Raw genomic sequence first — 25753 nt, forward strand, 5'->3', positions numbered from 1 at the left:
CGGCCTATTCACACGGCAAGCAAAGGATGAAGCGAGCACCGCCGAATTCATCTATGTCGGTATTTGATTCAATATTTTCAGCAATTAATGTGCCGCCATGCGCTTCGACAATTTGGCGCGATATCGACAGCCCAAGGCCGGAATTTTTGCCAAACTCTTCAGCGCCGGGGCGATCGGTATAAAACCGCTTGAAAATCGTTTCTATATTTTCAACCCTTATGCCCGGTCCATTGTCCTCAACGCGTACTTCGATGTGATCTTTCTTATGCGCAAGGTAAACTTTGATTTCGCCACCCTTTTTAGGAATGAAGCTTCGCGCATTTTCGATTAAATTGGTAACGACCTGACCGAGGCGCGATTCATTACCGGGCACCGTGTAGCTGCTTGTGCCCGCTGGGAGTTTGGTAATATTTAGCTCGACATTTAATTCGCCCAGATGCCCCTGATTAAATATGGACACCATATTTTTAAGCAGCGCTTCAAGATCAACGGGCTGTGCATCTTCGCGCACAAGTTCAGCATCAAGGCGCGATGCGTTCGAAATATCCGTAATCAATCGGTCAAGGCGGCGCACATCATGTTCGATGACACCCAGCAGCCGGTCCCGCATTTCGTCTTTTTTCACCATCGGCAATGTTTCCACAGCACTACGCAATGATGTCAGCGGGTTTTTAAGCTCGTGGCTCACATCTGCTGCAAAGCTCTCAATAGCATCAATTCGGCCATAAAGTGATTGCGTCATATCGCGCAACGCAACAGACAGATTGCCAATCTCATCTTGGCGATCAGAAAAGTCAGGAATTTCTTCGCGTGCTTTAATTGACTTTCGAACGCGTACGGCACCGGCAGACAAGCGGCGCAAAGGATTGGCAATTGTGCTGGCAAGCAGCATCGACAAAATAACGTTCACCATCACAGCTACAGCAAAAACACGGTACATGGCTTCGCGTTCCGCGGTAACAATTTTATCAATGTCTCCGCCTTGCGTTGATAATTGCAAAACACCAAGAACAGCGCGAAAACGCTGCACTGGCACAGCAACCGAAACAATCATCTCACCTTGCTCAGAAACGCGGACGATTTGGCTACGGCCACCTGACAATGCGCCCATCACTTCTGGATAGAGTGCACCTGTGCCGCCCGGCTGTTCGCGGTAAACTGGTAAATCACGGCGGACAAAAAAGCCTCCGAAATAGTTTTTCACGCGGTCTAAAATTGACAATTCAGGCGCATCAATCGGATCAAGCTCATAGCGTAAAATCTGCCCACGGGAATAAAGGTGGCGCGAATCCAAAATCAAATTGGCATCGCGGTCATAAATACGGGCACGGGTACGGGTTGGAGAAATCAGACGACGTAAGACGGGCGCAACACGTTCGGGGTTGATCGGAAAATCAAGATTCTCAAGACCATCGACCTTAGGGACGATGCTTTCACCTGCTTCAAGTTCCAATAGCATTTCAGGATCAATAAGAATTGCATTGGTTTCAACGCTTGCAGAAGCTGCAATTGCGCCGGAAATAATTTCGCCTTGCGTCATCAGGCTTTCAACACGCGCATCAATGAGCCCGTCGCGAAACTGATTGAGATACAAAATGCCTGACATCAACAAAACCAGCGCGGCCAGATTTAAAATCAGAATACGCCGTGTGATGCTGGAAAAGAATAAATGACCAAACATGCGGCGCATTGGCCGCAATATTGGCGCAAAAAAGCTGCGCAGCGGACTAATGCCACTGCGCTTTTTCACTGTTGGATTATGATCTGTATCAACAGACATCCATTCTCCAAGACCAATCTCTCATTGAAAGATGATCTACCGGTTAGGCAGCCGCCTCTCGAAAACGATAACCCACACCATAAAGTGTTTCTATCATTTCGAAATCATCATCTACCTGTTTGAATTTCTTACGCAGGCGCTTGATGTGGCTGTCGATCGTCCGGTCATCAACATAAACCTGATCATCATAAGCTGCATCCATCAAGGCATCACGGCTTTTCACAACGCCTGGACGCTGGGCCAGCGCAAACAGAATAAGAAATTCTGTCACCGTTAATGTGACCGGTTTTTCTTTCCACTCACATGTGTGGCGTTCCTGATCAAGAACCAGATGCCCACGCACCAAGCTTTGTGCGCCGCTTGTTTCGCCCGGCTTTAACTGAACCTCGCGCGCAGCGGACCTGCGAAGGATCGCTTTGACGCGCTCAATGAGCAAACGCTGTGAGAACGGTTTTGTAATGAAATCATCCGCGCCCATCTTCAAGCCGAACAATTCATCAATCTCATCGTCTTTCGATGTCAGAAAAATGACGGGTATGTCAGACTTTTGACGCAAGCGTCGTAGCAATTCCATACCGTCCATGCGCGGCATCTTTATATCAAAGATTGCCAAGTTCGGTGGTTTTGCCAACAAGCCTTCAAGCGCAGATGCGCCATCGGTATAAGTTTCCACGCGGTAGCTCTCGGCTTCCAACGCGATTGAAACCGAGGTTAAAATATTGCGGTCATCATCGACCAACGCAATCGTCTGCACTGGATAGTTCTCCCCAACCATGGAGCGTTATCCCTTCACTCAATGAATTAGTCACTGTGGGGGGTAAGACGCTCAAACTCCGTTCAAATTGTGGCACACATAAAAATCGATGTCATGCAATACAACCTTTCATTGCGCATCATTTTATAAAGCGCGTTATTTTCTGGGATAGTCGCAAATTTTTGCTTGCGTTAAAAAACATGCTTAACGTTACGGTAATTTCAACAAATTTTAAACGATTGAAACGATTTTTAAATTTTTAAACCGATTAAACATTTGAGATAATTCGCTAATTCTGTTTGGAACGACAAATCGCTCGCAATGATGCGCAGCGCACTGCTTTTTTTAAAAAGCATATTTGAAATGAAAAATTGATCGGTGCGATTATGAAGACTCAAGGCATATTCAATAAAAGCCACAGCTTGGAAAAAAATGGGATAACAGGCGCTTCTGTATCTTATTACAACCTAACTGAAGCTGCGCTTTACGAATATGCTATCCGCCGCGGTGAAGCTGAAATCTCGGCACATGGTGCTCTGGTTGCCAAAACGGGCGAACATACAGGTCGTTCTGCCAAGGATAAGTTCATTGTTAAAGACGGCATTGTTGATGATGCCATTTGGTGGGACAATAACAAACCCATGACACCTGAAGCGTTTGAGACGCTTTACAAGGACATGATTGCGCATACGCAAAATGCAGAACTTTTTGTTCAAGATCTCATCGGCGGTGCCGATGATGAGCACAACATCAAAGCACGCGTCATTACAGAACATGCATGGCATTCTTTGTTTATCCGCAATTTGCTAATCCGTCCGGACCGCAAAACATTGCCTGACTTTGTGTCAGAAATGACAATTCTTGATCTGCCGTCATTCCGCGCAAATCCTGAAAAGCACGGATGCCGTTCTGAGACAGTTATCGCGATTGATTTCACACGCATGATCGTTTTGATCGGCGGCACATCTTATGCTGGCGAAATCAAGAAGTCTGTTTTCACCGCGCTCAACTATTTGCTGCCTGCAAAAGACGTCATGCCGATGCATTGTTCGGCGAACGTTTCCAATGATGGCGATGCTGCTGTTTTCTTTGGCCTGTCCGGTACTGGCAAAACAACGCTTTCAGCTGATCCAGCACGCACATTGATTGGCGATGATGAGCATGGTTGGGGGCCAAACGGTATTTTCAACTTTGAAGGTGGCTGTTACGCAAAAGCTATTCGCCTTTCAGAAGAGGCCGAGCCTGAAATTTTCTCGACAACACGTCGCTTCGGCACGGTCATGGAAAATGTTGTGCTTGACGAAAATCGTGTACCAGATTTTGACGATGGCTCTTTGGCTGAAAACTCACGCATTGCTTACCCGCTCGATTTCATTCCCAATGCAAGTGCAAGCGGCAAAGCGGGCAACCCGAAGAACATCATCATGCTGACCGCAGATGCTTTCGGCGTGATGCCGCCAATTGCAAAACTAACGCCAGCGCAAGCGATGTACCACTTCCTATCAGGCTACACAGCAAAAGTAGCTGGAACAGAAAAAGGTGTGACAGAACCTGAAGCAACATTTTCAACCTGCTTTGGTGCGCCGTTTATGCCGCGTCACCCTTCAGCTTATGGTAATTTGCTGCGTCAATTAATTGCCGATAACGGCGTTAATTGCTGGTTGGTCAATACAGGCTGGACGGGCGGTGCTTATGGCGTTGGCAATCGCATGCCAATTAAAGCAACGCGTACTTTGCTCGCTGCTGCATTGGACGGTAATCTCGACGATGTTGAAATGCGGATTGATCAAAATTTCGGTTTTGCAGTTCCTGTCGCTGTTGAGGGCGTTGATAGCAAAATCCTCAATCCTCGTGAAACATGGGCAGACAAACCAGCCTATGACGAGCAGGCGGCTAAACTCGCAAATATGTTCCGCGATAATTTTGAAAAATTCGCTGACCATGTCGATATTGAAGTCAATGATGCTGCGCCTCGATTTCTCCAAGCTGCAGAATAATTAAACAATAAAATCACAAAGCCGAAGGCGGTGCAGCAATGCGCCGCCTTTCTTGTATTTTGGAAAAGCTTGCGCAATATAGGCGTATGTCCGACACATTACATTCCATTGATCTCAATTTTTCATCGCTTGATGTTGATGAAATGCGCACGCGAAGCCAAGCTTTTGCGCAGGACCTTGCGCGTCGCAGAACAGTTCGCGATTATGCGCCAGAACCCGTCGAGCGCGACATTATAGAAAATTGCATTCGTACAGCTGGCAGCGCACCATCGGGCGCAAATCAGCAGCCTTGGCACTTTGTTGCCATTAGCGATCCAGAGATCAAAAGCGCTATTCGAGAAGCTGCCGAAGAAGAAGAACGCGCATTTTATGCAGGGCGCGCTGGCGAAGAGTGGCTGGGTGCCCTTGCTCATTTAGGCACCGATGACAACAAACCGTTTCTTGAAATTGCGCCTTGGTTGATCGCGATATTTGCTGAACGCTACTCCGTTGATGATGCGGGCAATCGCACAAAAAATTACTATGTGCCTGAATCCGTTGGCATTGCGACTGGGTTTCTGATTGCTGCTCTTCATCAGGCAGGTCTGGCAACATTAACCCATACACCTGCGCCCATGAGCTTTTTGTCCAAGGTTTGCAAAAGGCCGGATAATGAAAAACCGGTTATATTGTTGGTTGTTGGCTATCCCGCTAAAAATGCGCGCGTGCCAGATATTCAGCGCAAGCCGCTTGAGCAAATCACAACATGGCTGGAAGCTGACGGCGAACAAAGATGAGTGTCAGCGATCTTGAGGTAAAGCCAAACAAGACCCTTCCTGGTTGGTCTATGACGGAGAGCTTTGTTCTTGCGGGCGGACCAGGCGGGCAAAATGTCAATAAAGTCTCGACCGCCGTTCAATTGCGATTTAATGCCGTTGCGGTTCAAAATCTTTTTACCGATCGCCAATATCATCAACTGATAAAGCTGGCGGGCAGCAAAGCAACCAAGAGCGGTGAAATTCTTATCGAGGCTTCCAAATTTCGCTCGCAAGATAGAAACCGCGAAGATGCACGTGAACGTCTTAAAGAACTTGTGCTCAAAGCGCTTGAGCCACCACCGCCGCCGCGCAAGAAAACACGGCCCACACGCGGCTCTGTCGAAAGACGTCTAAAATCAAAGGCGGGGCGCAGCCAGATCAAGAAAAACCGTGGTTCTGTTTCTTCTGATGATTCCTAGCTGGAATTTTCTTACAGCCTAAGAAAGAGAAAGCCAGATGCTTCCCGACGGTGTTCAACATATTGCCATGTGCCTCAATATTGATGAGCAGGTGGCTTTGCTTAAAGATATTCGCACCATCGTTGCCAAGGCTCCGCTTTACATTCCGTGCATGCCAAAAACCGGAAAGCCGATGAGCGTGCGGATGACAAATTGTGGGCCGCTTGGCTGGGTAACGGATAAGGAAAATGGATATCGCTATCAAGCAACGCATCCCGTCACGCGCAATCCGTGGCCTGCCATGCCTGCGAGCCTAATGGCCCTGTGGCATAAATATGCCAATTATCCACATCCGCCCGAAGCTTGTCTCATCAATTTTTATGAGCAAGGCGCAAAGATGGGTCTACACCAAGACAAGGATGAGGCGAATTTCGATGCGCCTGTTTTGTCGATTTCACTGGGCGATGATTGTTTGTTTCGCGTTGGCGGACCTGAGCGCGGCAGTTCAACAAAATCAATCAGGCTTGCTTCCGGCGATGTTATCGTTCTGGGCGGGAAAGGGCGCTTGAACTATCACGGTGTTGACCGAATTTATCCAAACACATCACCTTTGCTCAAGAACGGTGGGCGCATTAACCTGACGCTGCGCCGTGTGACACCAGTTTGAATTAAAGCTTTCGTAAAAGCACTGACTCGATGAGATGATCCGAGCCTTTGCGCAAAATTAAATCAGCGCGTGGGCGCGTTGGTAGAATATTTTCGCGCAGATTTCGCAAGTTGATATTCTGCCAAAGGCCTTCTGCAATCGCGCGCGCACCATCAACTGACATTTTCGCATAGCGGTGGAAAAATGATTCAGGGTCCTGAAAAGCTGTGTCGCGAAGCCGCATAAAGCGATCCACATACCAGCGATGGATCAATTCATCATCGGCATCAATATAGATCGAGAAATCAAAGAAGTCAGAAACGAACGGCACCGCGCGTCCACCTGCTGGCAATGGGTTCACCTGCAAAACATTGATGCCTTCAAAAATCAAAATGTCAGGCTGGTTGATAACCTGTTTCTCGTCATCAATTACATCATAGACAAAGTGGGAATAAAGCGGCGCTTCCACATTGGGCGTGCCTGCTTTAATCGCCGAAAGAAACCGGAGCAGAGCGCCGACATCATAGCTTTCTGGAAAGCCTTTGCGTTCCATCAATCCACGTTCACGCAACATCGCATTCGACATCAAAAAACCATCGGTCGTAACAAGATCAACTTTTGGGCTGGTGGGCCAGCGGCTTAAAAGCTCTTGTAGAACACGCGCCGTTGTTGATTTTCCAACGGCTACAGAACCCGCAATACCAATGATGAAGGGCGTTTTGGTAACGTTTGAAACATTCAAAAAGCGCTTTCGCTGCTCGAATATGGATTGCGAGGCTTCAACATGCGCATAAAGCAACCGCGATAAAGACAAATAAATGCGGCGCACTTCTTCAAGATCGACTGGGTCATTGAGCGAGCGCAAGCGGCGAATTTCATCTTCGCTTAAAGTCAGCTTGGTATTTGCCCGCAGACCTGCCCATTGATCGGCTGAAAACAGCCTATAGGGCGACCATTCTTCACCAGTGAGCTGATCAATGACTTGTTCATCAAGTGCGCGCTGCGAAACGGCGCTAAATTTTCCGACCTTCTGGTCCATTTTTTTACCAGTCTATGGCGAGGCGCCATTATTGCGGTCGGGATGCCTTTTCCACGATTCCGCTTTGCTGCGTACGCCTTGCCAATTCATCAAGGACAGCATCGATTTTAACGCCGCGAACGTGAAGCACAACTAATAAATGATAAAGCAAATCAGCACTTTCACCGATTAAATCAGTATCGGTCTCTTTCAAGGCCGCAATTACTGTCTCAAATGCTTCTTCGCCAAACTTCTTGGATGCTTTTTCAACACCGCCCGAAACCAGTTTCGCAGTCCATGAAGAACCATCGGTTACATCGGCGCGTGACGCGATGATTTTTTCCAAATCTTGTAGTGAGAATTTGCTCATTGTGACACCACCGGATCAAGCCTGACATTCACACCAGCATTAGCCATAAATTCTTTGGCCTCTTGAATAGTGTATGTTCCAAAATGGAAAATTGACGCGGCAAGAACGCCCGTTGCATGACCTTCACGCACACCATCGACCAAATGCTGCAATTCGCCAACTCCGCCCGATGCAATCACCGGCACACGAACAGCATCGGCAACAGCGCGGGTTAATGGCAAATTATAGCCAATTTTTGTGCCGTCGCGGTCCATCGATGTTAGTAAAATTTCACCCGCACCCAAATCCGTAACCTTGCGCGCAAATTCAACCGCATCAATGCCCGTTGCGGTTCGTCCGCCATGGGTGAAAATTTCCCAGCGCGGCTCTTCGCCTTCGCCGTGAACAGCTTTGGCATCGATGGCGACAACGATGCACTGATTGCCAAACTTATCGGCAGCTTCAGCCACCAGTTCTGGCCTCATCACCGCAGCTGTGTTGATCGAAACTTTATCAGCGCCTGCCAAAAGCAGTTTGCGAACATCTTCAACCGCACGCACACCGCCGCCAACCGTCAGCGGCATAAAGCATTGCTCGGCTGTGCGTGAAATGACATCGTAAATTGTTTCGCGGTTGTCAGACGATGCCGTGATGTCGAGAAAACACAGCTCGTCCGCACCAGCAGCATCATAGGCTTTTGCCGCTTCTACTGGATCGCCTGCGTCAATCAAATCAACAAAGTTGACACCCTTAACGACACGCCCGTCTTTCACATCAAGACAGGGTATTATGCGAGATTTCAGGCTCAAAGTTCCGACCCCTTACCTTCACCGCGCAAAACCTGAAGCGCTTCGGCCGGATCAATACGGCCATCATAAAGCGCGCGGCCAGAAATAGCTCCTTCCAGCTTAACCGCATCCGGCATTGTCATACGCACAATATCAGCCATTGAGGCCAAACCGCCCGACGCAATCACAGGAATTGAAACATGATCGGCAAGGCCAATCGTTGATTCCCAATTTATACCCGTCAGCACACCATCGCGGTCGATATCCGTATAAATGATCGCAGCAACGCCGGCACCTTCAAAGCGTTCAGCCATTTCCATAATGCCAAGTTCAGACGCTTCGGCCCAACCTTCGACAGCAACCTTGCCGCCTTTAGCATCAATACCGACCGCGACTTTGCCCGGAAATCTTCTGCAAGCTTCAATCACCAGATCAGGGTCGCGGACTGCAATTGTTCCCAAAATAACGCGTGAAAGGCCTTTTGACAGCCAGTTTTCAATATGATCGAGCGTTCTGATACCGCCGCCAAGCTGAACTGGATTTTTTGTCGCCTTTAAAATTTCTTCAACCGCAGTGCCATTGACGCTTTGGCCTTCAAATGCACCGTTCAGATCAACGACATGGAGCCACTCAAAGCCTGCACTTTCAAATTCAGCTGCTTGCGCCGCAGGGCTGTCATTATAGATCGTTGCCTGATCCATATCACCGAGCTTCAAGCGCACGCATTGTCCGTCTTTTAAGTCAATCGCTGGAAAAAGTATCTTACGCGCCATAAATCAAGGCTTCCATTTTAGAAAATTAGCGATCAAAGCCAGCCCCAAAAGTTGGCTTTTTTCAGGATGGAACTGCGTGCCAAACATATTGTCTCGCACGACTGCGGCTGTGATCGGTCCGCCATAATCAGCCGTTGCAATCACATCTTCTTTGTTAGCGGCAGCCAAATGATAGGAATGTACAAAATAAGCATGCAAACCATCGGTGCCAGTATGGATACCGTCAAACAGAGCATGTTCGCCTGTCAAATTGATCGTGTTCCAGCCAATCTGGGGAATGCGTAAATCTGCATCGTCAGGCGTCATTTCTTTCACATCGCCTTTGATCCAGTCAAAGCCATATGTGGTTGTTTTTTCCAACCCGCGTGTGGCCATTAATTGCATGCCAACACAGATGCCAAAAAACGGACGCGCTTTGTGAATGACGGCTGTATCTATTGCATCGCGCATGCCGGGCACTGCGGCAAGGCCTGCTGCGCAATCGGCATAAGCGCCAACACCTGGCAGCACAACGCGGTCTGCGGTGGCCACAATATCGGCATCATTGGTTAGAATAATATCCGCGTCGATTTGTGCTTCACGCGCAGCGCGTTCAAAACTTTTGGTCGCGGAACGTAAATTGCCGGACCCATAATCGATGATCGCAACTTGCATTATTTATTCCCGTTAAATCCAAAGATGAGATCATCCGCGCCATGCGCATTTCTTGATGTCTCATAAGCTTGCGCATTTTTATAGACAAGTGACGTTTCGCCATTTGTGGCATGTACCGAAGTAAATTTTAGCTCAGCCTCTTCAAGATTTTGAGCATCTATCACTGCAACCTGCCGATAACCATGGCGCTTAAAAGAAGCAATGCGCCAAGCAGAACCTTCCAAAGCTACAAAAAGCCCAATTAGAAAATTCAGCGGGCCCACTGCCAAGATGAAACGATGATCGCCTGCAACAAAGACCAAGATTGTCATCACACCGATGAAAATGACCGTGGCGAACCAAAGCCTGTGCCAAAGCAACCAGAAAAGCGGAAAGGCCAGTGCGACAATGGAAAAATGATCGCGCACAAACTCCGTCCGCTCCGAAAAACGTAAAGGTGCGCCATCATTATGCAGAACAACGAAACTCGTCATTTCATGTCCATTTCTAATTTAACCGTTCAATGTGCCTTTAGTGGACGGAATGGCATCGGCTTGGCGTGGATCAATTTCCAACGCCGTGCGCAATACGCGGGCAACCGCCTTGAAACAAGTTTCGGCAATATGGTGGCTGTTTGCCGCATAATGATTTCTCACATGAAGCGTGATGCCAGCATGCTGTGAAAAGGCTTGGAAGAATTCGCGCACCAATTCAGTATCGAATGTACCAATCTTCGCGGCGGTAAATTCGACATTCCACACCAGAAAAGGCCTGCCCGACACATCAATTGCTGCAGACGTTAGCGCCTCATCCATCGCCAAATCCAATGAAGCATAGCGTGTCACGCCGCGGCGCTCACCCAGTGCCTTATTGACCGCTTGACCAAGCGCAATGCCGCAATCTTCAACCGTATGGTGATCGTCAATGTGAAGATCGCCTTTGGCGCTGACATTCATATCAATCAAAGAATGGCGGGATAATTGCTCAAGCATATGATCAAAGAAACCAACACCGGTTTCGATCGTATTTTTTCCAGTGCCATCAAGGTCAACGGAAACTGAAATATCGGTTTCGTTTGTTTTGCGGCTGATTTTTGCTGTACGCGCACTCATAATAGCAGTCCTAATCTCTCTCAAAACGCTCTTACCAAGGCTTTACAGCAAATACTAGCGCTCTGATTTGCAATCAATTTTACAGTCATTACATATCGACTAACAGAATTTCGATTGAGGAACATATAATGACAACAATCGTAGCAGTACGAAAAGAAGGTAAAGTCGTCGTTGCCGGTGATGGTCAGGTCAGTTTGGGCCAGACCGTTATGAAGGGTAATGCCCGCAAAGTAAGGCGTATTGGTAAGGATGGCAGCGTTATTGCTGGATTTGCTGGTGCCACCGCCGATGCTTTTACATTGCTTGAACGGTTAGAGCGAAAACTAGAGCAATATCCTGACCAGCTCATGCGTGCGGCTGTTGAGCTTGCCAAAGATTGGCGCACGGACAAATATTTGCGCAATCTTGAAGCCATGATGATTGTTGCAGACAAATCCGTTACACTATGCGTGACCGGTAATGGCGATGTTCTTGAACCTGAACACGGCGTTATGGCTATCGGTTCAGGGGGTAATTTTGCTTTGGCCGCCGCCCGTGCGCTACACGATACCGATTATGATGCCGAGGAAATCGCAAAACGGGCAATGAAGATTGCTGCTGAAATTTGCGTCTATACAAATGATGGCCTCGTTCTAGAAAGCCTTGACGCAGAAAGCTGATAGGCTTTGAAGCAAACGCGCTAATTTCATCATGCATTTGCTTCGCGTTTACTTCATAAGTGTCCGCAAGGGTTCAGATCACAAAGGTATTTAGATGCTCAAGCAGGCACATCTTGAAGAGGCGGTTAGGCGCGGCGTCATTAACGCCCGCCAACAGGCAGATATTTTAGTCATTGCCCGTGAAGGTGATGACAGTAGCGCTGCAAAACTGCAAGAGATTCAAAATATTGATAATGATGAAGATCTAAGACTAGTCGGCGGCGGCAATGATTTGTTTGTCACCGTCGGTATTTTGATGTTGTTTTCAGGTGTCGGCTTTGTCTTGCAGACATGGCTTGGCGACAATCAAATTATCCGCGCGGCTCTCATGGCTGTTTTGATGTGGCTTGTTGCAGAGTTCGTCACACGCCAATTCCGCATGAAACTTTCATCCACCGTGCTTGGTCTTGGATTTTTAGGTTACACCGCCGCCATACTTGGCATTTATATTTGGGAAACATTGGACTTGGCAAAAATTGCCGACAACCCACAATTGGCATTTGGCCTGCGCCCGACAATTGGCTCTTATGGCAGCGCCTTCTTTGGCGGTATTGCGCTGATTTCAATCCTATATTTCTGGCGCTTTCGTGTGCCCATCATGTCAGCTGCCATTGCTATTAGCTTAACAGGCTTCGCATTTCTTTGGACATTTTTGTATTTCTACGATGGTGTCACAGATGGCCGTGTTCAATTGCCAACCGTTGAACAAATACCTTTGATCTTGGAACGCGCACTCATGATGCCGCTCATCTGTGGTATTGTTGTGTTTTGCACCGCTGTCTATTTCGATTTACGAGACCGCGAACGCTCCACTGTCTGGTCTGATTGTGCGTTTTGGCTGCATGTGATTTCCGCGCCATTGCTCGTCCATCCATTGTTTATTCTTGCAACAGGCCAAGATGTTGTTCTCGGCAAAATTGAGCCGGGCATGACCGCATCCATCATGTTGGGCCTGTTAATCAGTGCTTTTGTTTATGTCGCCCTAGCCATTGATCGGCGCTCATTGCTCATTCCAACGCTGGCTTATTTCGGATCGCTTGGCGTTTATTACATGATTGAGAGCACCGCGAACTCAACGGGCCTACCACCGCTTGCGCTGATTTTGTTGGTCATTGGTTTGCTTGTCATCATGTTCGGTGCGGGCTGGCAACGCATTCGCGCCTTGATTGTGCGACCAACTCTCCCCACATCGTTAATCAACAAACTGCCACCTATCAGAGTGTAATTTTTATGAGTGTATATTCTCCACGCGAGACGGTTTCAGAGCTTGATCGTCATATCATTGGTCAAAAAGACGCTAAACGTGCGGTAGCTATCGCGCTGCGTAACCGTTGGCGCCGATTGCAGCTAGACGGCGATTTGCGCGAAGAGGTGATGCCTAAAAACATCCTTATGATTGGACCAACCGGCGTTGGTAAAACAGAAATTTCACGCCGCCTTGCTAAGCTTGTCGGTGCGCCATTTGTCAAAATCGAAGCCACTAAATTTACTGAAGTTGGTTATGTGGGCCGCGATGTTGAGCAGATTATTCGTGATCTCGTTGAAATTGGCATCGGCCTTGTGCGCGAGAAAAAGCGCGCTGAAGTCAACGCTAAAGCACATTTGAATGCTGAAGAGCGTGTGCTTGATGCGCTAGTTGGCGCAACTTCAAGCCCAGCAACGCGCGATAGTTTTCGAAAGAAGTTGCGTGACGGTTCGCTTGATGAAAAAGAGATTGAAGTCGAAATCGCTGACACCGCATCACAGGGCGGCTTTGAGATTCCAGGCATGCCTGGTGCCAATGTTGGTATGATCAATATTGGCGACCTGATGGGCAAAGCCTTTGGCGGACGCACCAAGAAAATTAAAACAAGCGTGCGCGATAGCTATAAGCATCTCGTCAATGATGAGTCGGATAAACTCCTTGATGAGGAAAAACTCGTCGAAGAAGCAATCAAGTCTGTCGAGAATGACGGCATCGTCTTTCTCGATGAGATTGACAAAATTGCATCTGGCAATGAGCGATCTGGCGCAGGCGTAAGCCGAGAAGGTGTTCAGCGCGATTTACTGCCACTTGTTGAAGGCACGACTGTTGCGACAAAACATGGTCCGGTGAAAACAGATCATATTCTATTTATTGCATCTGGCGCGTTTCATGTGGCCAAACCTTCTGATCTTCTACCAGAATTGCAGGGCCGCCTGCCGATCCGTGTTGAATTGCGCGCTCTGACAAAAGAAGATTTTAAGCGCATTCTTACTGAAACCGATGCAAGCTTGATTAAGCAATATATCGCGTTGATGGCTACTGAGAATGTGACATTGGAATTCACCGATGATGCAATAGACGCCTTGGCTGATATTGCCGTTGATTTGAATTCCACGGTCGAAAACATTGGTGCACGCCGTTTGCAAACGGTCATGGAACGGGTGCTTGATGAAATCTCCTTTGAAGCGCCGGATAAATCTGGTTCCAGCTATACGATTGATGCGGACTATGTGCGTAAAAGCGTTGGCGAGCTCGCCAAGGACGCTGATCTATCGCGTTTCATTCTGTGACCGATTTCACACGCTGAAACTTAAAGGAAGAGGGGCACTCGACATAGGGGCGCCCTTTTTCTATTTAACCTTACGAAAGTTAAATCAAGGCGGCGTGATGGGACTTCATAAGAAAAAATACTCAACTGCGATGATTAGCGCTCTATGCGCTGTATCGCTGCTTATGCCCTCCACTGCTTATGCACTGACAAAAATGTCCGGTGATAATGTGAACGTGGAACAGCCTGCTATTCCTGGTTCGTCTAAAAATCGGACACAAGCTCTGAAGAAGACCTTTGATGGAAAATATCAAAAAGTCCTTCAACTTCTCAAAAATGATCGCGGTTTAATTTCCGATATAAAGTCCATATCCAAAAAATTCGGCATCGACCCCATCCATATGGTCGGCGCGATTGTTGGCGAACATACTTATAATGTCGATGCAATGGACCGTGCTCAAAGCTATTATATTAAAGCAATTTCCTATCTGAAATCAGATATTGATTTTGAATATGATGGTGAAAGTATCACTGCCTTTGTTGAGCGTCCACAGTTTGAAAAGTGCAAGAGCTTAAAAGAAAGCCTTGAGCTTTGGACATGCCGCGAAAATGTTTGGATCTCAAAATTCAGCGGCAAAACAGTTGATGGTAAAAAATTCCCGCGTAACCGTTTTAGTGCTGTGTTTTTTCAGCCCTTTTATGCCGGACAGACCTTCGGCATAGGCCAGCTTAATCCATTGACTGCGCTGATGATGACAGATGCCGTATCAAAAGTGACAGGCGCCCGCAAAATTGACGCCTCTAGAGGCAAGGATGTCTATGCAACGATCATGGACCCGAGAAAAACACTGCCTTATATCGCTGCAACATTAAAATCATCGATTGAAACTTATAAACGTTATGCAGACTTCGACATCTCTGCAAATCCTGGTATCACAGCAACACTGTATAATACAGGCAATCCGAAAGCACGGGCGCTGGCTCTGGCTCGCAAAAATAAGGCATTAAAAGCTGCGGGTAAACCTATCGAAACGCCGCAAGAAAACTATTATGGCTGGCTGATTAATGATCGCATTGATGAGCTGCGTTCACTTTTATAATCACATCATTCTCGCGGCAGATATTTTGGGATTTTCGCACTGTTTCGAATGGCAGCATCAAGTCTGATTCGAAGATCTTCTATCGCCGTGTCCGACAAGACATCGATGCCTGATGCTAAAAGATTAGCAAGCTCTGTGGCACGCGGCGAAAGCTGTGTCGTATCAATCGTTACACGCGGTGCAGAGCGCAGTGCCAAGGTTTGCAATTCATCGGCATCATCCCAAATGATATTGAGGCAAGCAATAATCTGCTGAACCAAAATCCATCGCGGCGTGCCACGTTTGCCATGTTCCAGTGCAGACAAATAAGCAGCTGATACATTGAGTTGTTTTGCCATTTCCTTCTGGGTCATACCGCGCTCATTGCGCAACTCGCGAACGCGTTCTCCAAATGGTGTCATATTGTTATCCTTATCGCAGACGCCTCAAGCGAACATAAAACGCACCATCACCACCATGACTTCGGCTGGCAGCTTGGTAGCCGTTTACGATTGAAGAAAAAGCCGGCATATTGAGCCAAATTGGCAGCATACGGCGAAGCACGCCTTCACTTGTTGGCGAACCACCCTTACCAGTAATCACCAATACATGCCTTTGTCCCAAATTACGGGCCTGTGTTAAAAATGCCTGCAAGCGATGAATTGCCTGATCTTGTGTTAAATCATGCAAATCAACTTGGCTATCGATGGGCAACCGCCCTTTGGCGATTTTTCGATATACAGGCTTATCAATATGCGCAGCTATGGGTGCGGGGCTAGGCGTGGTTTTAGGCTTTTGTTCCGGTGTTATCGGTTTTATCTGGCTTGCTGCTTTCGCACGGCGCAATTCAGCATCTTTGATCGGTGTCGATCTTTTTGGCGCTGGCATGAATTGATCCATATGCTCGCTAAAGCTTTCAGCTTCACCCAGCTCTGGTTTTGCTGATTTGCGCATCGGAACCACAGTGCGCGTAACGAGATTCCAAAGAACCTTCTCGTCAGGTTTGAGTTCTCTTGTCCCAACATTTTTTTTAAGTGTCATGGCAATTGAATCCCAGCTTCATCAAAGCCAATGCCACGCGGTACAAGAATTGTAAAATCGCAAAGCGAATTAACCGCACCAGCTTTTTCTCCCGCAAGATCGCCGCTTCCGAAAAATATATCCCCGCGCGACGGTCCAACGATTGCAGTGCCTGTCTCTTGCGCAATCATCAAATGCTGAAATGGTGCATTATTTACTGTATCAGCCTGAACAAAAATCGGTGTTCCAAACGTATGTATCAGGCGATCAACAGCCAGAGAGCGTTCAGTGGTTAATGGCACTTTTGCGGCTGCAATTGGTCCCAAATTTTCATTTATAGAAGGGGCTTCTTTGAAGAAAATATAAGATCTGTTTTCTTCCATAAGCGCAGTTGCTTTATCTGGATTTTTTGACAGCCATGCGCGAATGGATTGCATCGAAATTTGATCTTTTGCTATTTCACCGCGCTCAATGAGGTTCTTGCCTATTGCCGTAAATGGATGACCGGATTTTCCGTCATAAGTAATGCGGACGGTTTCACCATTTCCCATATTTAAGCGGGCCGCACCCTGCACATGAATAAAAAACGCATCTACGGGATCTTTTATCCATGCAATCGCAAGATCATCGACATCGATTGCGCCGCGGTTGATGGCTGCACGATCATAATATTCAACGATGTTTCCATTGCCATCTCGTCTGCCAAAGCGATAATCCTCGCTTAAGGTCGAGGGTCTATTGCTTTCATTTAAAACAATCAGATCATCAGGGCGGCGCAGCAAGGGCGTTGCAAATTGTGCATCACTACCGCGTTGCGCATCAACTTCCGGCTCATAAAAACCTGTCACTTGGCCGCGCTTTTCATCATGGCAGACAAGTTTATACGCTGAAAAATTATCTTCGAAGAAATGCCGAGGGTTTTTGATCGCTTCTGGTCTCTGCGATAATGCAATCAATGGATCGAAAGCAGCGGGTGTAATCCCGATGCTACCGGTTTTATAGCGCTCATCTATGGGTTTGAGCGCTTGGCGCTGAAACGCTGCCAAAGCAGCGCCGTGGTCATCGTCCTTCCAACCGGATAGCGCGCTATAGGATATCGGACGAAGTGACCACATAAATATTGCTGAAGTTAGTCTTCAGCTTCTGTCGCAACAAGTTTCCAGTTTGGATCTCTCTGGCGCGTATCGCGTGCGAAAGTCCAAATATCTTTTACTTCAACAACCGCTTCAGGATCACCATCAATAATTTCGCCAGCCTTATCGCGGGTTGAAGAAATCATCTGGCTAACAACGGATACGGTTAGATGTGCATCATGACCGCGAAGTTCCGCATCGCTAAATTCAATTTTTTCAATACCAACAAAATTAGACTGAACCGTTTCGCCAGCTTTTGCACGATCGTCCAATGCAGCAGCAAAACCATCATAAACTTCTTTGGAAAGTAAATTTTTCAATGTCTTTTTATCACCGTCGGCAAAAGACATGACAATCATCTCATAGGCCATGCCTGCGCCTTTTAGGAATTCTTTTGGCTCAAAAGCAGGTGCAGCATCTTTGATTTTGCGTAAATTTTTATTCAAAGCGCTGGAAGTTTCAGCGATTTCATCAATTTGCTTATAAGGATCGCTCGCACCCTCTTTGCGATTAGGCAATGTAATAACATTATCGCCGTCATTTTCCGGCGCTTCCTGTTGTTTGCGGCTAGGATCAAATGGTGGGCGTTCATGACCCGTGCGTTTTCCTAAAACGCTGCGCAGTTGCATAAACACAAAAACTGCAGCAACGACAAAAATGAGGGTTACTAAGTTTGAACTTTCCATAAAACACCTTGTTTAGCGAGATTCGTCATCAGCACATATAGTCTGATATAGAGGTCAGCTAGTCATCATTCAAATTTATGACTTAAATACCTATATAAAAGCTAGTCTTAGCACTCATTTGGAGAAAATTGTGCCTTTTTCGCTTATACCCTTTATGCTTTTGATCATTCCGATGCTTGAAATTGCCACGTTTGTGGTTGTCGGTGGCCAAATTGGCGTTTTCCCAACCCTTGCTATGATCGTTGTCACGGCCATCATTGGATCAATTTTGCTGCGCGTGCAGGGTTTTGGACTGATTGCAAAAATACAAAGCGATATAAGCCGCGGAAAAATGCCTGCGCGTGAACTGGTTCACGGCGTCATGATCGCTATTGCGGGTATTTTGCTGCTAACGCCGGGCTTTGTAACAGATACCTGCGGTTTTTTGTTATTTGTGCCTCCTATTCGCGATGCTGTTTGGCACTTTGCTAAAAGCCGGATCAATATTGTCAATCTGCGTGGTGGTCCAGATCAGAGCCCTACGAAAGGCGATGCTTCCAGCGGCCCGACAATTGATCTTGATGAAGACGATTTTAAAAGAGAGCCTGACGCAAACAGCCCTTGGTCTGATAAATGATTTCGGCTACTTAAAACGCGTGCTTGCGTTTTGCTTGTCAGCAACTTTCGAGCGTGTTACTTCGAGCCAACTTTAACAATTTAAACTCAACAGGTTCTGACTTAATGGCTAAAGATCCAAAATCTACAGGTACTGAAGGCGCAGCCGCCAGCAATGGCGAAGCACCACAACTCAGCGTTTTGACGCAATATGTAAAAGATTTGTCATTCGAAAGCCCTGGTGCACCGCTTTCATTGCGTCCACGCGAAAAAGCACCTGCGATCAATATCAATGTTAACGTCAACGCTAATCCGCTTTCTGAAACTGATTATGACGTAAACCTTACTTTGACAGCGATTGCCAAAGATGGCGATGACGTGTTGTTCAATGTTGAATTGGTTTATGGCGGCGTGTTTAGAATTGCAGGCTTCCCGCAAGAGCATGTTATGCCTTTGCTCTTTGTTGAATGTCCGCGTTTAATTTTCCCATTCGCACGTCAGATCGTTGCAGAATGTACGCGTAATGGTGGTTTCCCACCATTGATGATTGACCCAATTGATTTTGCTAAAATGTTCCAGCAACGAATTGCTGAAGAAACAGCAAAATCTCAGATTAAACCAAACTAAACCTATCTATATTAACGACAAAGCCCGCTTTACGCGGGCTTTTTTGTGCAAACATAAATGATTTGCCGGATTCACAAGTCTGCTACTTATTTGGCTAACCAAATTGCTTTATCACCGATAACATCCACCATTGCTTGATGTGCTTTGATATCATCGCTGGTAAGGCGCGGTGCCAACGGACGTGGACGCGCACTAATTTCGATTTCCGGCAAATCAGCATCATCGCCTTGCTTTTGCACTGAATTATCATCGGATTCGAGTGTTAAAGCTGCCTGCTTTCCGCCGACCAACTCAATATAAACTTCTGCGAGCAGTTCACTATCCAGCAATGCGCCGTGTTTTTCACGCTTGGAATTATCGATGCCGTAACGCTTACACAAAGCATCCAGTGAATTTGGCCCCATCGGATGGCGGCGGCGCGCTAAAACCAAACTGTCGATGACGCGATCTGGATCAATTTCAGGAAACCCAACCCTTGCGAACTCAGCATTGAAAAAGCCGACATCGAATTTCGCATTATGGGCGATTAGTTTTGCGCCGCGCGTAAAATCCAACCAGTCATCAATAATTTTTGCAAAGTCAGGCTTATCGAGCAGAAACTCATTGGTAATGCCGTGCACTTTCAATGCATCGGGATGAACTTGCTTGCCTTGCGGATTAACAAAAACATGGAAGCTACGCCCCGTGATAAACCGGTTTTCCAGTTCAACGGCACCGATTTCGATGATCCTGTCATCACGGTTATCCAAACCGGTTGTTTCTGTATCGAATATGATTTCGCGCATGGAATTTCCTTTTGTCCAGTTTGAATCCCAGAAGCTATGATAGCAAGCGTGCTATAAATCTATGCAGAACTTAACCCTCTAATAGCTGGCTAATGATGTTCTTGACCTGCGTTTTGGCAGCATCCATGCCAAGCGATGTATCAATGAGAAAATCTGCACGCGCGCGTTTCTCCGCATCGGGTATTTGTCTGTCTAGGATCTGCTGGAATTTTTCTTCAGTCATCGAGGCACGTGATAAAACACGCTTTCTTTGAACCTCATAAGGCGCAGTGACGACGACGATTTTATCAACACGCTCATCGCCGCCAGTTTCAAACAGCAGCGGTATATCCAGAACAACAACTTTTGCGTTCTTTTCGCGATTGTGTTTGATGAATTTTTCTTCTGCCAGCCTGACATGCGGATGAACAAGCGCTTCGAGTTTTTTCATCGCAGCTTTGTCATTTAAGACATATTGCCCAAGCTTTTTGCGATCCACACCAGAAGGTGTTTTTGTGCCCGAGAAATGATTTTCGATTTCATCCACCAATGCGCCATGACGATAAAGATCATGCACCACTGCATCGGCATCATGAACTGCGATATTTTCTTCCTTGAACATAGCCGCAGTCGTTGATTTACCCATTCCGATGGAACCTGTTAAGCCGATAATAATCATAGCCGGATTCCTAAATCGTCGACAATAAGTTTCCGTAATGCATCATCTACCTCTGGTTTCTGGCCAAACCATTTTTCAAAACCTGGTGTTGCTTGATGCAGCAACATGCCCAACCCATCCGATGTTTGAAGACCGCGCTTTTTTGCCATTAATAAAAAAGGCGTTTCAAGCGGCACATAAACAATGTCGGACGCAATTGCATCGCCGCGCGCACCCGCCAAATCAAGCGGAAAGTCTGGTTGCCCATCCATACCAAGCGATGTTGTGTTAATTAATAGATCGGCGTCTTGAAGCTTGGACGTAATATCTTGCCAGGTCATAGCAGTTACAGTTTTTCCAAAACTTTGCGCCATATCTTCCGCACGCTCAATCGTGCGATTAACGACGATGATTTTCGCAACGCCCGCTTTTAAAAGTGCGAAAATAACAGCGCGCGCGGCACCGCCCGCCCCAAAAACAATGGCTGTTTCAGCATCACGCCACATTGGCACTTGCACATCTAAATTAGCCGCGAAACCATAGGCATCTGTGTTGCCGCCATATAGTTTGCCGGATTCGTTCCACACCGTATTCACCGCACCAATTGCGCGTGCAGCATCATCGAGGTCTTCAAGTTGATCAAAAACCGATTGTTTATGCGGGATTGTGAAGTTTCCACCCGCCCAGCCATTTTCATGAAGATTTTTGATAAAGATTGGCAGGTTTTCAGCTGAAACCTGCACTGCCTCATAGGAACCGTTGATTTTATAGCGGTTAAGCCAATATCCATGAATAAGAGGAGACCGAGAGTGTTTAATCGGATCACCGCAAACAAAAGCCCTTATATCAGCCATCAATTTCTCCAAGCTCACGCAATTTTGCCAGTAATGGGATCATCGGTACGCCGACAATTGTAAAATAGTCGCCGTCTACTTTTTCAAAGAGCTGAATACCTGGCCCCTCGATCTGATAAGAACCAACACTTTTTAATGCAATATCGCCAACGGCCGCCAGATGTCTGCCAATAAAGCCGGGGTCTAATACACGCATATGCATATGTGCGACCGATACATGGCGCCATATAATTTCATCACCGCGCACAATCACAATTGCACTGTTAAGTTGATGAACCTTTCCGCTCATTGCTAAAAGGTGCTGGCGTGCTTCTTCCATGTCTTTGGGTTTGTGAAACTGCCTGCCTTCAAGCGACAGGGTTTGATCACCGCCAATAACCAATTTAGCCGGATTCCGTTCAGCAATATTTCTAGCCTTTGATTCGGCTAATATCTCAGCAATATCAGATGCTGTTGCACCGCTGCCTTCTAGTGTTTCTTCGATCGCGCGTTCATCCACGTCAGGCGCAGCGGTTTCAAATGTCAGTCCAGCATTTTCAAAAAGCATTTTTCGAAAGGGGCTGGTTGAAGCCAAGATAAGGGACATGTCGTGCGCTTTCATAAATCTTAGAACCACAACATCTAGTGTTGCTGTCATTTCCTAACAACGATCAGTTTCGTCTCTACGAGCGATTTTGCCTTGTGGATAAAGATGTGCGTAAAAAATAGCGAATCATAGGCTGGCCTTCGAGCCTGTGAACTAAATGGTTTTTATCCCAGTTCACACTTATCTTTACGTTTTTATGTAGCTGTTTAAAACACACAGCATATACATTTAATTCCACAGCTTATGCACAGAGTTATACAATGTGCGCTTTACTTGATTTATCTTTGAATAGTTTGAAAACAATGCGATTTTCGAGCTGCGTCAATTTTGACCGACAAAAATGTTGTTGAATGTGTATATTATTTTAAACAGGGGGATAAATGGCCTTCTGTCTGTGAATAATTCTGTTTCCCCACAAATCACAGACTCTAAATAAGAATAGATTCAAAAAAATGATTTCTTCTTTAAAGAGGGATCGATGAAAGTGAGTAAATCATGTCGAACCGAAAAATCATCGATGTGATAGGTGGAGCACATATAGCGCCTCCTCCAATCTGGGTTATGCGACAAGCAGGACGATATTTGCCAGAATATCGTGAGCTTAGAAAATCAGCGAAAAGCTTTCTTCATTTTTGCTACACGCCAGACATGGCTGTTGAAGCAACACATCAACCGATCAGACGCTATGGTTTTGATGCTGCTATTTTGTTTAGCGATATTTTGGTGATGCCAGATGCGCTGGGCCGTGATGTTCATTTTGTAACGGGCGAAGGTCCACGCATGACGCCTTTGGCTGACGGCGATGTTGATAATTTAACGCCTGATAATGTTCTATCGCATTTAGCGCCGGTTTTTGAAGCTGTGAAAAGGCTGAGAACAGAACTGCCTGATGAAACCGCATTGTTTGGTTTTTGTGGTGCCCCTTGGACTGTTGCAACCTATATGATTGCAGGCCGAGGAACGAGCGATCAAGCACCGTCGCGATTGTTCATGTATCAAAAGCCTGATGAACTAGCTAAGCTTCTGGATATCTTGGCTGATGCCTCTGCTGAATATTTGATCGGTCAATTGGATGCCGGAGCTGATGCGGTTAAGATTTTTGATAGCTGGTCTGGGGTTTTGGACGAATTTGCGTTTGAGGCAAATTGTGTGCGTCCTGTTAAACGCATCGTCGATAAAGTGCGTGCTCAGCGCCCTGATGCTAAAATTATAGCGTTTCCTAAAGGGGCTGGACATTTTTATCGTGGTTACCGCGAAAAAACCGGCGTTGACATGGTTGCACTTGATTGGAGTGTTCCGCTCGAATTTGCCGCTGAACTTCAAAAAGAGGGTCCTGTGCAAGGCAATCTTGACCCACAGAGGGTTGTTGCTGGGCAAGCGGCGATCAGGGAAGGTGTGGACCGGATTATGGACGTTCTGGGTCAGGGGCCGTTGGTATTCAATCTAGGGCACGGTATTACACCTAATGCAAAGCCTGAGGATATGGATTTCCTTGTGCGTTATGTGCGCGGAGAAGCTTAATTATGTCTGAAATTGATTCGACTTCGAAACAATCTGGAAAAAAGGCAGGGATTAGAGCTGCCATCGCAATTTCTATATTCGTAGTGATTGGTTTTTTATTGTGGCTTGCTGGTCCTGCTGATCGATATCTCTGGCTTAAAGCTTTGCATGTGATCGCAATTATTTCGTGGATGGCAGGCCTTGTCTATTTGCCGCGTCTATTTGTTTATCATAGTGATGCTGAAAAAGGCTCAGTTCAATCTGAAACCTTTAAAGTTATGGAAAGGCGCCTCATGAAAATAATCATGACGCCGGCTATGATTATCGCATGGGTTCTGGGTCTATGGCTTGCTTATGCAGCTGGTTATTTTACGGCTCCTTGGTTTCACATGAAGCTTCTAGCTGTTGTTTTATTATCTGGTGTTCATTCTTTTTATGCAGGTGCGGTGAAGAAATTTGCTGCTGATTTGAACGATAAAACTGCGCGCCAATGGCGTATGTACAATGAAATTCCTACAGTTTTGATGATTTTCATCGTTATTATGGTCATTGTAAAACCATTTTGATTAAGCAAAAATCGCGTCTCTAAGGGCGTGATTTTTAATCAGACTTGAAATTTTCACAATTCGCCTGTATCTGATGTGAAAATTCGGAACCCAGTCCCTCCTTTTCCGTCTATTCTTCTATTTTAACTATATGGTGTCCCATGGACCAAATGTCTTTGCGCGAACTTCAGCAAAAATCAGCTCCTGAACTTGTTGCGTTTGCTGAATCCCTCGAAGTTGAATATGCGAGTGCTCTTCGTAAGCAAGAGCTTATGTTTGCTATTTTGAAGCAACTTTCATTAGATGATGTTGAAATTATCGGTGAAGGCGTTGTCGAAATTTTGCAAGATGGTTTTGGTTTCTTGCGCTCTGCTAGCGCGAATTATCTTCCAGGCCCTGATGATATCTACATTTCACCTTCGCAAATTCGAAAGTTTTCCCTGAAAACAGGTGATACGGTTCAAGGCTTTATTCGCGGCCCTCGCGATGGTGAGCGCTATTTTGCGCTTCTCAAAGTCAATACGATTAATTTTGATGACCCTGAGAAAATTCGTCATAAAAGCCATTTTGACAATTTAACACCGCTTTACCCTGATGAGCGCTTCAAAATGGAAGTTGAGAATAGCGAATCGAAAGATTTGTCTTCTCGGATTATCGATTTGGTTGCACCGCTTGGTAAGGGTCAACGTGGTTTGATTGTTGCACCGCCGCGCACTGGTAAAACAGTTCTCTTACAGAATATTGCCCATGCAATTACAGCGAACCACCCTGAGTGTTATTTGATCGTTCTATTGATCGATGAGCGCCCTGAGGAAGTCACGGACATGCAGCGCTCTGTGAAAGGTGAAGTTGTTTCTTCTACCTTCGATGAGCCAGCCTCTCGTCACGTTCAGGTTGCTGAAATGGTGATTGAGAAAGCCAAGCGTCTTGTTGAGCACGGCCGCGATGTGGTTATCCTACTTGATTCGATCACGCGCCTTGGCCGTGCTTACAATACGACTGTGCCGTCATCTGGTAAGGTTTTAACTGGCGGTGTTGATGCCAACGCTTTGCAACGTCCGAAACGCTTCTTCGGTGCTGCTCGTAATATTGAAGAGGGCGGCTCGCTGACGATTATTGCGACAGCCTTGATCGATACCGGTAGCCGCATGGACGAAGTTATCTTTGAGGAATTCAAAGGTACAGGTAACTCTGAGATCGTTCTTGATCGCAAGGTCGCTGATAAACGTACATATCCTGCAATGGACATTTTGAAATCCGGTACGCGTAAGGAAGACCTGCTTATTGAGCGTAAGGATCTTCAGAAGATCTTTGTACTGCGCCGTATTCTTGCACCGATGGGTACTACGGATGCTGTTGAGTTCTTGATCGACAAATTGAAGCAGACAAAGAACAATGCAGAGTTCTTTGACTCAATGAACGCATAGTTTGATTCGGATTAGAAACGAATC

Annotated in this window: 30 protein-coding genes; 13 read left to right on the forward strand and 17 right to left on the reverse strand. The window is 46.6% G+C overall.

What is annotated here, in order from left to right:
* Positions 1-4: 4 nt before the first annotated feature.
* Entirely contained in the window at positions 5-1780 is a 1776-nt protein-coding gene (locus C504_RS0112695; protein ID WP_018689730.1) for a sensor histidine kinase, read from the reverse strand.
* Positions 1781-1823: 43 nt separating this feature from the next.
* Complete coding sequence (locus tag C504_RS0112700; RefSeq protein WP_018689731.1) at positions 1824-2534, reverse strand: response regulator transcription factor; 711 nt, start codon at positions 2532-2534, stop codon at positions 1824-1826.
* A gap of 386 nt (positions 2535-2920) precedes the next feature.
* Between C504_RS0112700 and C504_RS0112710 the strand changes: the two genes are divergently transcribed.
* Genes C504_RS0112710 through C504_RS0112725 form a run of 4 tightly spaced genes read left to right on the forward strand, consistent with a single transcriptional unit; the run spans position 2921 to position 6393 of the window.
* Positions 2921-4531: a phosphoenolpyruvate carboxykinase gene (locus C504_RS0112710; RefSeq protein ID WP_018689733.1), complete on the forward strand. Its 1611-nt coding sequence runs from the start codon at positions 2921-2923 to the stop codon at positions 4529-4531.
* 38 nt (positions 4532-4569) lie between these two features.
* Positions 4570-5307: a nitroreductase family protein gene (locus tag C504_RS0112715; RefSeq protein WP_018689734.1), complete on the forward strand. Its 738-nt coding sequence runs from the start codon at positions 4570-4572 to the stop codon at positions 5305-5307.
* Positions 5304-5747, forward strand: coding sequence for an alternative ribosome rescue aminoacyl-tRNA hydrolase ArfB (arfB, locus tag C504_RS0112720; RefSeq protein WP_018689735.1), 444 nt, complete (start codon positions 5304-5306; stop codon positions 5745-5747). Before C504_RS0112715 ends, arfB begins: the two co-directional genes overlap by 4 nt.
* Before the next feature lie 37 nt (positions 5748-5784).
* Positions 5785-6393: an alpha-ketoglutarate-dependent dioxygenase AlkB family protein gene (locus C504_RS0112725; protein ID WP_018689736.1), complete on the forward strand. Its 609-nt coding sequence runs from the start codon at positions 5785-5787 to the stop codon at positions 6391-6393.
* 1 nt (position 6394) lies between these two features.
* On the opposite strand, the gene coaA is transcribed toward C504_RS0112725, so the two are convergent.
* The 7 genes from coaA to hisB are packed head-to-tail and all read right to left on the reverse strand — an operon-like array spanning position 6395 to position 11045.
* On the reverse strand, positions 6395-7411 hold the full coding sequence (gene coaA / locus C504_RS0112730) for a type I pantothenate kinase (RefSeq protein WP_018689737.1): 1017 nt from the start codon (positions 7409-7411) through the stop codon (positions 6395-6397).
* Positions 7412-7439: 28 nt separating this feature from the next.
* Positions 7440-7760, reverse strand: a complete 321-nt coding sequence (locus tag C504_RS0112735) for a phosphoribosyl-ATP diphosphatase (RefSeq protein WP_018689738.1) — start codon at positions 7758-7760, stop codon at positions 7440-7442.
* A complete protein-coding gene (gene hisF, locus C504_RS0112740; RefSeq protein WP_026317471.1) occupies positions 7757-8548 on the reverse strand; it encodes an imidazole glycerol phosphate synthase subunit HisF in 792 nt (263 codons plus the stop codon). Before hisF ends, C504_RS0112735 begins: the two co-directional genes overlap by 4 nt.
* Positions 8545-9300, reverse strand: a complete 756-nt coding sequence (hisA, locus tag C504_RS0112745) for a 1-(5-phosphoribosyl)-5-[(5-phosphoribosylamino)methylideneamino]imidazole-4-carboxamide isomerase (protein ID WP_018689740.1) — start codon at positions 9298-9300, stop codon at positions 8545-8547. Before hisA ends, hisF begins: the two co-directional genes overlap by 4 nt.
* A gap of 3 nt (positions 9301-9303) precedes the next feature.
* Entirely contained in the window at positions 9304-9954 is a 651-nt protein-coding gene (hisH, locus tag C504_RS0112750; RefSeq protein WP_018689741.1) for an imidazole glycerol phosphate synthase subunit HisH, read from the reverse strand.
* Positions 9954-10427 (reverse strand): DUF2628 domain-containing protein, encoded by a 474-nt coding sequence (locus C504_RS17890; protein ID WP_018689742.1) that lies wholly within the window; start codon positions 10425-10427, stop codon positions 9954-9956. Before C504_RS17890 ends, hisH begins: the two co-directional genes overlap by 1 nt.
* An 18-nt stretch (positions 10428-10445) precedes the next feature.
* Positions 10446-11045, reverse strand: coding sequence for an imidazoleglycerol-phosphate dehydratase HisB (gene hisB / locus C504_RS0112760; RefSeq protein ID WP_018689743.1), 600 nt, complete (start codon positions 11043-11045; stop codon positions 10446-10448).
* A 128-nt stretch (positions 11046-11173) separates the two neighbouring features.
* Here hisB and hslV point away from each other — a divergent pair, with 128 nt between their 5' ends.
* The 4 genes from hslV (at position 11174) to C504_RS0112780 (ending at position 15356) form a co-directional block, all read left to right on the forward strand.
* The gene (gene hslV / locus C504_RS0112765; RefSeq protein ID WP_018689744.1) at positions 11174-11704 is read left to right on the forward strand and encodes an ATP-dependent protease subunit HslV; all 531 of its coding nucleotides are present in this window, start codon (positions 11174-11176) and stop codon (positions 11702-11704) included.
* A gap of 94 nt (positions 11705-11798) precedes the next feature.
* The gene (locus C504_RS0112770) at positions 11799-12968 is read left to right on the forward strand and encodes a hypothetical protein (RefSeq protein ID WP_018689745.1); all 1170 of its coding nucleotides are present in this window, start codon (positions 11799-11801) and stop codon (positions 12966-12968) included.
* 5 nt (positions 12969-12973) lie between these two features.
* The gene (hslU, locus tag C504_RS0112775) at positions 12974-14278 is read left to right on the forward strand and encodes an ATP-dependent protease ATPase subunit HslU (protein WP_018689746.1); all 1305 of its coding nucleotides are present in this window, start codon (positions 12974-12976) and stop codon (positions 14276-14278) included.
* A gap of 97 nt (positions 14279-14375) precedes the next feature.
* Positions 14376-15356 carry a DUF1402 family protein gene (locus tag C504_RS0112780; protein WP_018689747.1) on the forward strand — a complete coding sequence of 327 codons (981 nt, stop codon included), beginning with the start codon at positions 14376-14378 and terminating at the stop codon, positions 15354-15356.
* Between the two features lie 5 nt (positions 15357-15361).
* Here C504_RS0112780 and C504_RS0112785 read toward each other — a convergent pair whose 3' ends face one another.
* From C504_RS0112785 to C504_RS0112800, 4 genes are read right to left on the reverse strand one after another with little or no spacing between them, the layout of a single operon-like run.
* A complete protein-coding gene (locus C504_RS0112785; RefSeq protein WP_018689748.1) occupies positions 15362-15757 on the reverse strand; it encodes a helix-turn-helix domain-containing protein in 396 nt (131 codons plus the stop codon).
* A gap of 10 nt (positions 15758-15767) precedes the next feature.
* Complete coding sequence (locus C504_RS0112790) at positions 15768-16376, reverse strand: Smr/MutS family protein (protein ID WP_018689749.1); 609 nt, start codon at positions 16374-16376, stop codon at positions 15768-15770.
* Entirely contained in the window at positions 16373-17470 is a 1098-nt protein-coding gene (gene mltA, locus C504_RS0112795) for a murein transglycosylase A (RefSeq protein WP_018689750.1), read from the reverse strand. The genes C504_RS0112790 and mltA overlap by 4 nt, the downstream gene beginning before the upstream one ends.
* A 14-nt stretch (positions 17471-17484) precedes the next feature.
* The gene (locus C504_RS0112800; protein ID WP_018689751.1) at positions 17485-18174 is read right to left on the reverse strand and encodes a Tim44/TimA family putative adaptor protein; all 690 of its coding nucleotides are present in this window, start codon (positions 18172-18174) and stop codon (positions 17485-17487) included.
* Between the two features lie 130 nt (positions 18175-18304).
* Here C504_RS0112800 and C504_RS0112805 point away from each other — a divergent pair, with 130 nt between their 5' ends.
* On the forward strand, positions 18305-18790 hold the full coding sequence (locus C504_RS0112805) for an FxsA family protein (RefSeq protein ID WP_026317473.1): 486 nt from the start codon (positions 18305-18307) through the stop codon (positions 18788-18790).
* 104 nt (positions 18791-18894) lie between these two features.
* Positions 18895-19395 carry a protein-export chaperone SecB gene (secB, locus tag C504_RS0112810; protein ID WP_018689753.1) on the forward strand — a complete coding sequence of 167 codons (501 nt, stop codon included), beginning with the start codon at positions 18895-18897 and terminating at the stop codon, positions 19393-19395.
* Between the two features lie 86 nt (positions 19396-19481).
* Here secB and dnaQ read toward each other — a convergent pair whose 3' ends face one another.
* From dnaQ to C504_RS0112830, 4 genes are all read right to left on the reverse strand, one after another.
* Complete coding sequence (gene dnaQ, locus C504_RS0112815) at positions 19482-20180, reverse strand: DNA polymerase III subunit epsilon (RefSeq protein ID WP_018689754.1); 699 nt, start codon at positions 20178-20180, stop codon at positions 19482-19484.
* Positions 20181-20250: 70 nt separating this feature from the next.
* Positions 20251-20838: a dephospho-CoA kinase gene (coaE, locus tag C504_RS0112820; RefSeq protein ID WP_018689755.1), complete on the reverse strand. Its 588-nt coding sequence runs from the start codon at positions 20836-20838 to the stop codon at positions 20251-20253.
* Complete coding sequence (locus C504_RS0112825; RefSeq protein WP_018689756.1) at positions 20835-21671, reverse strand: shikimate dehydrogenase; 837 nt, start codon at positions 21669-21671, stop codon at positions 20835-20837. The genes coaE and C504_RS0112825 overlap by 4 nt, the downstream gene beginning before the upstream one ends.
* Positions 21664-22272, reverse strand: a complete 609-nt coding sequence (locus C504_RS0112830; RefSeq protein WP_018689757.1) for a Maf-like protein — start codon at positions 22270-22272, stop codon at positions 21664-21666. The genes C504_RS0112825 and C504_RS0112830 overlap by 8 nt, the downstream gene beginning before the upstream one ends.
* Positions 22273-22752: 480 nt before the next feature.
* On the opposite strand from C504_RS0112830, the gene hemE reads away from it, so the two are divergent.
* From hemE to rho, 3 genes are all read left to right on the forward strand, one after another.
* Positions 22753-23778: a uroporphyrinogen decarboxylase gene (gene hemE, locus C504_RS0112835; RefSeq protein ID WP_018689758.1), complete on the forward strand. Its 1026-nt coding sequence runs from the start codon at positions 22753-22755 to the stop codon at positions 23776-23778.
* Between the two features lie 2 nt (positions 23779-23780).
* Positions 23781-24323 (forward strand): protoporphyrinogen oxidase HemJ, encoded by a 543-nt coding sequence (gene hemJ / locus C504_RS0112840; protein WP_018689759.1) that lies wholly within the window; start codon positions 23781-23783, stop codon positions 24321-24323.
* A 140-nt stretch (positions 24324-24463) separates the two neighbouring features.
* Positions 24464-25729, forward strand: coding sequence for a transcription termination factor Rho (rho, locus tag C504_RS0112845; RefSeq protein ID WP_026317474.1), 1266 nt, complete (start codon positions 24464-24466; stop codon positions 25727-25729).
* Positions 25730-25753: the final 24 nt, after the last annotated feature.

Origin of the sequence: Ahrensia kielensis DSM 5890 (assembly GCF_000374465.1) — a bacterium.
Taxonomy (GTDB): Bacteria; Pseudomonadota; Alphaproteobacteria; order Rhizobiales; family Rhizobiaceae; genus Ahrensia; species Ahrensia kielensis.